Here is a 9,286-nt window from a genome sequence, read left to right on the forward strand (position 1 = left end):
CCGCAGAGTTTCTTGAGGCGCATACCTATACCCATCTGCAGCGTTGGGCGCAGGAAATTGAAAAGCGGCCAGCTGTCCAGCGCGGGCGTATGGTAAATCGCACCTGGGGCGAGCCTGAAGAGCAGTTACCTGAGCGCCACGATGCAAGTGACTTTCAGAACAAGACTCAGGACAAGCTTGCCGCAACCTCTGGCAACTCTTGATTTAGCCCTCATGTGTCAGCACCAGCACCTCAGGCTAATTCGGGCAAGCTCTGTCTGTCGCCGTATAGGCCGTCAGTAGCCCATTGCCGAGGAGGTGCTGCGCCTCGGGTCTGCGCCGCCGTACAGGGTGCCGTCTTCTCCTATCATGATGCTCTGAATGGCTCCCATAGCCGACTGGGTTACCACTTTATGACCCCGGTTTTCCAGCAGTCTTACGGTATCCGGGCTGATACCTTGTTCGATGCGGATTTCATCCGGTAACCACTGGTGATGGATGCGGGGTGCGCTGATGGCCGTCTGTATGTTCATGCCGTGATCAATCACGTTCATGATCACCTGAAGGGTGGTGGTGATAATGCGAGAACCTCCCGGGCTGCCGGTTACCAGGAAATTGCGCTTGTTCTTGCGAACGATGGTGGGCGACATGGAGCTGAGCATACGTTTGCCGGGCTCCACCTTGTTTGCCTCACCGCCAATCAGACCGTAGGCATTGGGCACGCCCGGCTTGGCGCTGAAGTCATCCATTTCGTTATTGAGTAAAAAGCCCGCGCCTTGCACGGTGATGCCCGAGCCGTAGCTGAAGTTGATGGTGTAGGTGTTTGATACGGCATTGCCCCATTTATCGACAACGGAAAAGTGGGTGGTTTCCGAGCTTTCGTAGCCGGGGGGCGTGCCGGGACCGATTTCGACGGCAGGGCGCGCCCGGTCCTGCTTGATGCCCTGGCGCAGTTCATCAGCGTAAGACTTGCTGGTCAGCCCCTGCAACGGCACGTTCACGTAATCTGTATCACCCAGATACTCTGCACGGTCGGCATAGGCCAGCTTCATGGCTTCGGCCATGTAGTGAATCGTATCGGCGGAGTTGTGGCCAAGCTCTGCGATTGGATAGCCTTCAAGAATGTTCAGTATCTGAACAATGTGAGTGCCGCCGGAGGAGGGGGGCGACATGGAATAGATATCGTAGCCCCGATAGTTTCCATGGACCGGGGCACGAACAACTGGCTGATAGCTTTCAAGGTCCTGGCGGGTGATGAGGCCCCCGTGCCTTTCCATTTCTTCAACAATCAGCCGTGCGGTTTCACCCTCATAAAAACCGTTCACGCCCTCGTCTGCAATGCGCTGCAGAGTGTCTGCCAATTCTGGCTGGCGAAAACGTTCGCCGGCCTGCCAGGCTGAACCATCCTCTTTATAAAAAGTCGCCAGGGTTGCCGGCCAGCGCTGCAACCGTTCTCGCGCCTGCTCAAGCCCCTCGCTGAAACGTTGCGGAACGATAAAGCCCTCCCGGGCGAGTTTGATGGCAGGCGCCAGTGCTTGCTTCAAGGACAGGGTACCGTGGCGGTTCAGCGCCATGGCAAAACCGGCGACGGTGCCGGGAACGCCAGCGGCCAGATGCGTAAAGCGACTGCGGTTTTGCACCACCTCGCCGGATTCGTCCTGATACATGGTTTCAGTGGCAGCCGACGGTGCTTTCTCCCGATAATCGATGGCTTCGGGTTCAGAGCCGTCGCCTTTTGATATCAGCATGAAACCACCACCACCGATATTTCCGGATCTCGGTTGGGTAACGGCCAGCGCAAATCCGGCGGTTACTGCGGCATCCACGGCGTTACCGCCATCTTGCAGCACTTTCAGCGCGACCTCCGTCGCCAGGGTGTGGCTGGTTGCTACCATGCCGTGGTGGGCAGTGGCAGGGTGGAACCGTTCGCCCTCAAGAATAGGTTGGCTGAAAACCGGCGCGGCCAGTGTTGCAAGGCATGCGGCCAGAGCGAGCACGCACAAGCTGCCTGAGCGCCCGGTGAGTCGCGTTTTCGATGATTGCTGGTGTAGGCCTCTGTCCATGTCTCCACTCCTCGTTTCTGATGTCCATATAAGCTATGATAGCTCGTCATTTTATCGGGTGCGTACCTGTAACGCTGGTACCTGCTCCGGCTGCTGTTTCCGACAACGGTTTTCCGGTGCACCTGCTTTCCCGTTTGTCAGTTAAGGAAAGGCTGTCATGGAGCATACCTACCGTCTTGTGATTTCCTGCCCGGACCGGGTTGGAATTGTCGCCAAGGTGAGTAATTTTCTGTCGACTTACAATGGCTGGATCACCGAAGCGAGCCACCACTCGGATACCCACACCGGCTGGTTCTTCATGCGCCATGAAATCAAGGCAGGGTCCATCCCGTTTGGTCTTGAGCAATTTCATGCTGCGTTTGCGCCGATTGCCCGGGAATTCGATATGCGCTGGCATATCGCCGATTCGGCCCAGCCCAAAAAAGTGATCCTGATGTGCAGCAAAGAATCCCACTGCGTGGCCGACCTGTTGTACCGCTGGCATAGCAACGAAATCAACGCTGAGATTGTGGCGGTCATTTCCAATCACGATGATTTGCGCCGAATGGTCGAGTGGCATGAAATTCCATATCACCACATTCCGGTAAGCAAAGATAATCGCGAAGAGGCATTCGCTCACATCGACGAGCTTTTTCAGAGCTACGAAGCTGATGTGGTGGTGCTTGCGCGCTATATGCAGATTTTGCCTGCTGAGCTTTGCGCCAGGTACGCAGGCAAGGTGATCAACATTCACCACAGTTTTTTGCCGTCTTTCGCGGGCGCGCGGCCTTACCATCAGGCCTACAGCCGCGGGGTCAAGCTGATCGGAGCTACCTGTCATTACGTCACTCAGGATCTTGATGAAGGGCCGATCATCGAACAGGACGTCATCCGCATTACCCACAGCAATACCATCGAGGACATAGTGCGCCTTGGTAAAGACGTAGAGAAAAATGTTCTTGCCCGGGGATTGCGCTCTCATATTGAGGATCGCGTCATCACCCACGAAAACAAGACGGTGGTATTTAATTAAGGCTGCCTCACAGATGCCCCGAAGGGGTGTGACTGTGGTAGAATCGGCGGCTTGATGAAGAACAACTACGGGGCCGGGAAACGGCTCTGAAACGACTTCCAGATAACGCAAAGGAACCTTTCTCGATGGGTGAATTAGCCAAAGAGATCCTGCCGGTCAATATTGAAGATGAACTGAAGCAGTCTTACCTTGATTACGCCATGAGCGTAATCGTCGGGCGGGCGCTTCCGGACGTGCGGGATGGCCTCAAGCCGGTTCACCGTCGTGTTCTGTTCGCAATGTCCGAACTGAACAACGACTGGAACAAGGCCTACAAGAAGTCTGCCCGTGTGGTGGGTGATGTTATCGGTAAATACCACCCGCACGGTGACTCTGCTGTTTACGACACCATCGTTCGTATGGCTCAGCCGTTTTCCCTGCGTTATCCGCTGGTAAACGGCCAGGGCAACTTTGGTTCTATCGACGGCGATAACGCGGCAGCCATGCGTTACACCGAAATCCGCATGGAGAAAATTGCACACTCCCTGCTGGCGGATCTCGATAAGGAAACCGTAGACTTTGTCGACAACTACGACGGCACAGAGCGGATTCCCGAGGTTATGCCCACCCGGGTTCCCAACTTGCTGGTGAACGGCTCATCCGGTATTGCGGTGGGCATGGCGACCAATATTCCGCCCCACAACCTGACCGAAGTGGTCAATGGTTGTCTGGCGCTGATTGATAATCCGGATCTCACCTGCGATGAGCTAATGGAGTTCATTCCGGGCCCGGATTTCCCGACCGACGGTATCATTAACGGTCGCGCCGGCATTGTTGAAGCCTACCGTACCGGTCGTGGCCGCATCTATATTCGCGCCCGCCACGAAATTGAGCACGACAAAAAAACCAATCGTGATGCCATCATCATCACTGAGCTGCCTTATCAGCTAAACAAGGCTCGCTTGATCGAAAAGATCGCCGAACTGGTGAAAGAAAAGCGCCTGGAAGGCATCACCGAGCTGCGGGATGAGTCGAACAAGGAAGGCATTCGCGTTTTCATAGAGCTGCGCCGCGGCGAAAACCCGGAAGTTGTAGTCAACAATCTGTTTAAGCATACCCAACTGCAGACGGTGTTCGGTATCAACATGGTTGCGCTGATAAACGGCGAGCCCAGAATCCTTAATCTCAAGGAAATGTTGGACGCATTCGTGCGTCACCGCCGTGAAGTGGTGACCCGCCGTACCCTTTATGAGCTGCGCAAAGCCCGCGAGCGGGGCCACATTCTTGAAGGCCTGACCGTCGCACTGGCCAACATTGATGAAATGATCGAACTGATCAAAGCGTCCCCGAGTTCTCTGGAAGCCAAAGAAAAGCTGATGGCCCAGGGTTGGCCGCCAGGTGACGTAATGGCGATGCTTGAGCGTGCCGGCGAAGATGCTTGCCGTCCGGACGATCTGCCTGAAATCTACGGTCTGCGCAGTGGTCTGTATTTCATGTCGCCGGAGCAGACCCAGGCTATCCTGGATATGCGTTTGCACCGCTTGACCGGCCTGGAGACTGAAAAGCTCCAGAACGAGTACAAGGAAATTCTCGAGAAGATTGCGGGGTTGCTGGAAATTCTGGGCGACCCAGATCGCCTGATGCAGGTTATCCGTGAAGAGCTGGAAGCCGTGGTAGCGGAGTTTGGTGACAAGCGCCGTACTGAAATAACCAGCTCCCAGCGCGATCTCACGATTGCCGATCTGATTGACGAAGAAGACCTGGTGGTTACCATTTCCCACAGCGGTTATGCCAAAACCCAAGCGGTTGAGGATTATCAGGCCCAGCGTCGTGGAGGCCGTGGTAAGGCCGCAACCTCCATGAAAGACGAAGATTTCGTTGAAAAGCTGCTGGTTGCCAATTCCCACGACACGATTTTGTGTTTCTCCAATCGCGGCAAGGTTTATTGGTTGCGTGTGTTTGAGATTCCCCGTGCCAGCCGCGCGTCCCGTGGCCGGCCGATGGTGAATATTCTGCCGCTGGATGAAGGTGAGCGCATCACCACATTCCTGCCGGTGCGGGATTATCCGGAAAACCAGTTTGTGTTGATGGCCACGTCTGCGGGTGTGGTCAAGAAAACACGCTTACCGAACTTTTCTCGCCCGCGCAGCAGTGGCCTGATTGCATTGTCGCTGGACGAAGGCGATACCCTGATTGGCGCTGCAATAACCGAAGGCGATGCCGAAATCATGCTGTTCTCTACAGCTGGCAAAGCGGTTCGGTTTAACGAAGAAGCCGTTCGCCCACTGAGCAGAACTGCTCGTGGCGTGCGTGGTATCAGAATGCCGGCAGGTCATCACGTGGTTTCCCTGATTATTCCTCAGGACGGCGGCGCCATTCTGACTGCCAGTGAGAATGGTTACGGCAAGCGCACTGCGATTGAAGAGTTCCCAACCTACAGCCGTGGCAGCCAAGGCGTTATTGCCATGCAGTGCTCCGATCGCAACGGCAACCTGGTTACCGCGTTGCAGTTGTTCGAAGGCGACGAGATGATGCTGATTTCCGACAAGGGCACGCTGGTTCGTACCCGCACGGACGAAGTATCGGTTCTCAGCCGGAACACGCAGGGCGTGCGCTTGATCAGACTGAGCCAGGAAGATGAGCGCTTGGTAGGCGTGGAACGCATTGCTGAAACCGACGATGACGATATCGCAGGCACGGATATTGAAGGCACAGACATCGAAGGCGAAGATGCTTCAACAGATGAAAACGCAGACAACCGTCCGGAGCAGGGCGCTGGCGAGGAATAGGTCGGCACCGCCGAACATCGAATTCGCAAGACGTGAGAGACCACAGGAACATGAGCAGGGCGTATAATTTTTGTGCAGGTCCGGCAACCTTGCCGGAGAGCGTGCTGGCACAGGCGCGGGACGAGATGCTGGACTGGCGTGGCACGGGCATGTCCGTGATGGAAATGAGCCATCGCGGAGATGCGTTCGTGGAAATTGCCGAAACTGCTGAGCAGGATGTGCGTGAATTGGCTGGAATATCAGACGACTACGCGGTTCTCTTCATGCAGGGTGGCGCTTCCAGTCAGTTCTCCACCATTCCCTTGAACCTGCTTGGCGACAAAACGTCTGCGGATTATGTGAACACCGGTATCTGGTCCAAAAAGGCCATTGCCGAGGCCAGGCGTTACGGCGACGTGAACGTAGTCGCCAGTTCGGAAGCCAACGGCTTTGCCAGTATTCCAGATCCGGCATCCTGGCAAACCAGCGCCGATGCGGCCTACCTGCATTACACGCCGAACGAAACCATCGGCGGCCTGGAATTTGATTTTGTTCCCGACAGCGGCGATGTGCCGCTGGTAGCAGACATGTCCTCTACCATGCTTTCGCGCCCGGTAGACGTGTCCAGATTCGGGCTGATCTACGCCGGTGCCCAAAAGAATATCGGCCCCTCCGGGCTGGTGGTCGTCATTATTCGCAAAGACCTTCTGGGCAAAGCCCACAAGGAAACGCCGACCATGATGAACTATCAGGTTATTGCTGATAACGGCTCCATGTACAACACGCCCGCAACCTACTCCTGGTATCTTGCGGGCCTGGTGTTCAAGTGGCTGAAGTCTCAGGGCGGAGTTAAAGCCATGGGTGAGATCAACCAGCGCAAAGCGGGAAAGCTGTACGACTTCATTGATACCAATGAGTTTTACGCAAACCCGATTGAGCCACGCTTTCGTTCCTGGATGAATATACCCTTTACCCTGCGAGACGATGCCTTGGACAGCGCGTTTCTTGAGGGTGCCAATGCCCGGGGGTTGCTGAATCTTGCCGGCCACCGGTCCGTTGGCGGCATGCGTGCCAGCGTTTATAACGCCATGCCAGAGGCCGGCGTGGATGCGTTGATTCAGTACATGACCGAATTTGCCAGAGAGCGGGGCTGATCATGAGTGATGAGCAGGTTCGCCTGGGAGAATTGCGGGAAGAAATAGACAGCCTTGATCACAGGATTATGGAGCTGATCAGTGCCCGCGCCACCTGCGCCCAGGAAGTGGCTCATGTGAAAATGGCTGCCAACCCCGAGCAGGACGTTTTTTTCTACCGTCCTGAACGGGAAGCTCAGGTTTTGCGTCGTATCAAAGAGGCCAACCCAGGCCCTTTGCCTGGCGAAGAAATGGCCCGGTTGTTTCGCGAAATCATGTCGGCGTGTCTGGCGTTGGAAAAACCCATGCACATTGCCTTCCTGGGGCCTATCGGCACCTTTACCCAGGCGGCTGCGCTCAAACACTTCGGGCATTCTGTTGTCAGCGTGCCTTTACCGGCCATTGATGCCGTTTTCCGCGAAGTAGAGTCGGGCGCAGCGCACTATGGCGTGGTACCGGTTGAGAACTCCACAGAAGGCATGGTCAACCATACGCTTGATATGTTCATGCTGTCCCAGCTGAAGATCTGCGGCGAAGTGCAACTGAGAATTCATCATCATTTGCTGGTGTCGCCGGAGTTCCGTGACCAGGAAATAACCCGCATCTACTCGCATCAGCAGTCGTTTGCCCAATGTCGTCAATGGCTGGACACCCACCGCTATGGCATTGAGCGGGTGACGGTATCCAGCAATGCCGAAGCGGCACGCAGGGCGGCAAAAGAGCCGGGCACCGCCGCCATCGCTGGAGATATGGCCGCCGAGCTCTACGGTTTGGAGACGCTGGCCAACAGCATTGAAGACAGGCCAGACAACACCACGCGGTTCCTGATTATCGGCCGCGAAGCTGTGCAGTCAAGCGGGCAGGATAAATCATCGATCCTTGTGTCCATGAGAAACAAACCGGGTGCGCTGTATCAACTGCTGGAGCCGTTTCATCGCCACGGAATCAGTCTCACGCGGCTAGAAACCCGGCCTTCTCCCAGCGGCACCTGGGCTTACGTGTTCTATATCGATTTTGAAGGGCACATGGACGATGAGCAGGCGCATAAAGTGCTTGCCGAGGTAGAAGAAGAAGCCGTCGAACTCAAGCGGTTGGGTTCCTATCCCATCGGTGTTCTTTAGTCTCAGTCATTGAAGGAAGGTTTATGGCCATTGATTTTCAAAGCCTTGCGGTGCAGGGCGTTCAGGCTTTGTCGCCCTATCAACCGGGTAAACCAATCAGCGAGTTGGCTCGCGAGATGGGCCTGGAGCCGGCTGAGATTATCAAGCTGGCCAGCAATGAGAATCCTCTTGGCCCGAGCAAAAAAGCAATCGCAGCGGCTCAAAATGCGATGCCCGATCTTTGCCTGTATCCCGACGGCAACGGATTTGATCTGAAACAGAAACTGTCCACTCGCCTTGGCGTGGGGGCTGATCAGATTACCCTTGGTAACGGCTCAAATGACGTGATCGAGGTCATTGCCCGTTGTTTCGCGGGATCCGACTCCGACGTTGTGTTTTCCCAGTATGCGTTCGCCGTTTACCCGCTGGTTACTCAGGCTATTGGCGCCAAAGGCGTTGTCGTGCCCGCCAAAGAGTGGGGACACGATCTCGATGCCATGGCAGCGGCAGTCACAGAGCGTACCCGGCTGATATTTATCGCCAACCCAAACAACCCCACAGGAACCGTGCACGGCTCAGGTGCCATCGAAGCGTTTCTGGGTAAAATTCCCGAAGATGTGCTGGTGATTCTGGATGAAGCATACTGTGAGTATATGACAGGCGAGGCGGACCCAGACGGTGTTGCGTTGTTAACCCGATTCCCGAACCTGATTGTGTGCCGCACGTTTTCCAAAGCCTGGGGGCTTGCGGCGCTACGGGTTGGCTACAGCGTCAGCTCAGCGGCTATTGCCGATGTTCTGAACCGCGTTCGCCAGCCTTTTAATGTAAGCGCCGTTGCGCTCGCCGCTGCCACGGCAGTGCTGGATGACGAAGACTACCTGCAGCGCTCGCGGGAGGCTAATACCGCCGGGTTGAAACAGCTAGAGAATGCCTTTGACCAGATGGGGCTTCGGTACATTCCCTCGTCCGGAAACTTCGTGGCCGTAGAAATAGGGCCGCAAGCCATGGGCGTATACCAGGCCCTTCTGGATCACGGCGTTATCGTGCGCCCGATTGCAGGTTACGGTATGCCCGGTTACCTGCGAGTGTCGGTGGGGTTACCTGCACAAAACGAACATTTTATCGATGCCCTCTCAAAGGCGTTGGCAGCGGCAGGGCAAGGAGCCTGAGATGTCGACGCGCGAGCCCCTTTTTCAGCGCGTTGCCATCATCGGTCTGGGCCTTATAGGCGGGTCGCTCGCCGGTGCTATCC

At 55.9% G+C, this 9,286-nt stretch carries 6 protein-coding genes and 1 pseudogene; 6 read left to right on the forward strand and 1 reads right to left on the reverse strand.

Annotated elements, in window-relative coordinates:
* Positions 1-203: pseudogene (locus ENI00_RS13660) on the forward strand (glutathione-dependent disulfide-bond oxidoreductase); the annotation flags it as partial.
* 72 nt (positions 204-275) lie between these two features.
* On the opposite strand, the gene ggt reads toward ENI00_RS13660, so the two are convergent.
* Positions 276-2,042 (reverse strand): gamma-glutamyltransferase, encoded by a 1,767-nt coding sequence (gene ggt, locus ENI00_RS13665; protein WP_304103454.1) that lies wholly within the window; start codon positions 2,040-2,042, stop codon positions 276-278.
* Positions 2,043-2,199: 157 nt separating this feature from the next.
* Here ggt and purU point away from each other — a divergent pair, with 157 nt between their 5' ends.
* From purU to hisC, 5 genes are all read left to right on the forward strand, one after another.
* Positions 2,200-3,054, forward strand: a complete 855-nt coding sequence (gene purU / locus ENI00_RS13670; RefSeq protein ID WP_304103457.1) for a formyltetrahydrofolate deformylase — start codon at positions 2,200-2,202, stop codon at positions 3,052-3,054.
* Positions 3,055-3,179: 125 nt separating this feature from the next.
* Positions 3,180-5,822: a DNA gyrase subunit A gene (gyrA, locus tag ENI00_RS13675; RefSeq protein ID WP_304103461.1), complete on the forward strand. Its 2,643-nt coding sequence runs from the start codon at positions 3,180-3,182 to the stop codon at positions 5,820-5,822.
* Between the two features lie 50 nt (positions 5,823-5,872).
* Positions 5,873-6,955 (forward strand): 3-phosphoserine/phosphohydroxythreonine transaminase, encoded by a 1,083-nt coding sequence (gene serC / locus ENI00_RS13680; RefSeq protein WP_304103464.1) that lies wholly within the window; start codon positions 5,873-5,875, stop codon positions 6,953-6,955.
* Positions 6,956-6,957: 2 nt separating this feature from the next.
* Complete coding sequence (pheA, locus tag ENI00_RS13685; protein WP_304103468.1) at positions 6,958-8,055, forward strand: prephenate dehydratase; 1,098 nt, start codon at positions 6,958-6,960, stop codon at positions 8,053-8,055.
* A gap of 23 nt (positions 8,056-8,078) precedes the next feature.
* Positions 8,079-9,203, forward strand: a complete 1,125-nt coding sequence (gene hisC, locus ENI00_RS13690) for a histidinol-phosphate transaminase (protein ID WP_304103471.1) — start codon at positions 8,079-8,081, stop codon at positions 9,201-9,203.
* Positions 9,204-9,286 lie beyond the last annotated feature (83 nt).

It is taken from the genome of Marinobacter antarcticus, from assembly GCF_011049865.1.
Classification (GTDB): Bacteria; Pseudomonadota; Gammaproteobacteria; order Pseudomonadales; family Oleiphilaceae; genus Marinobacter; species Marinobacter antarcticus_A.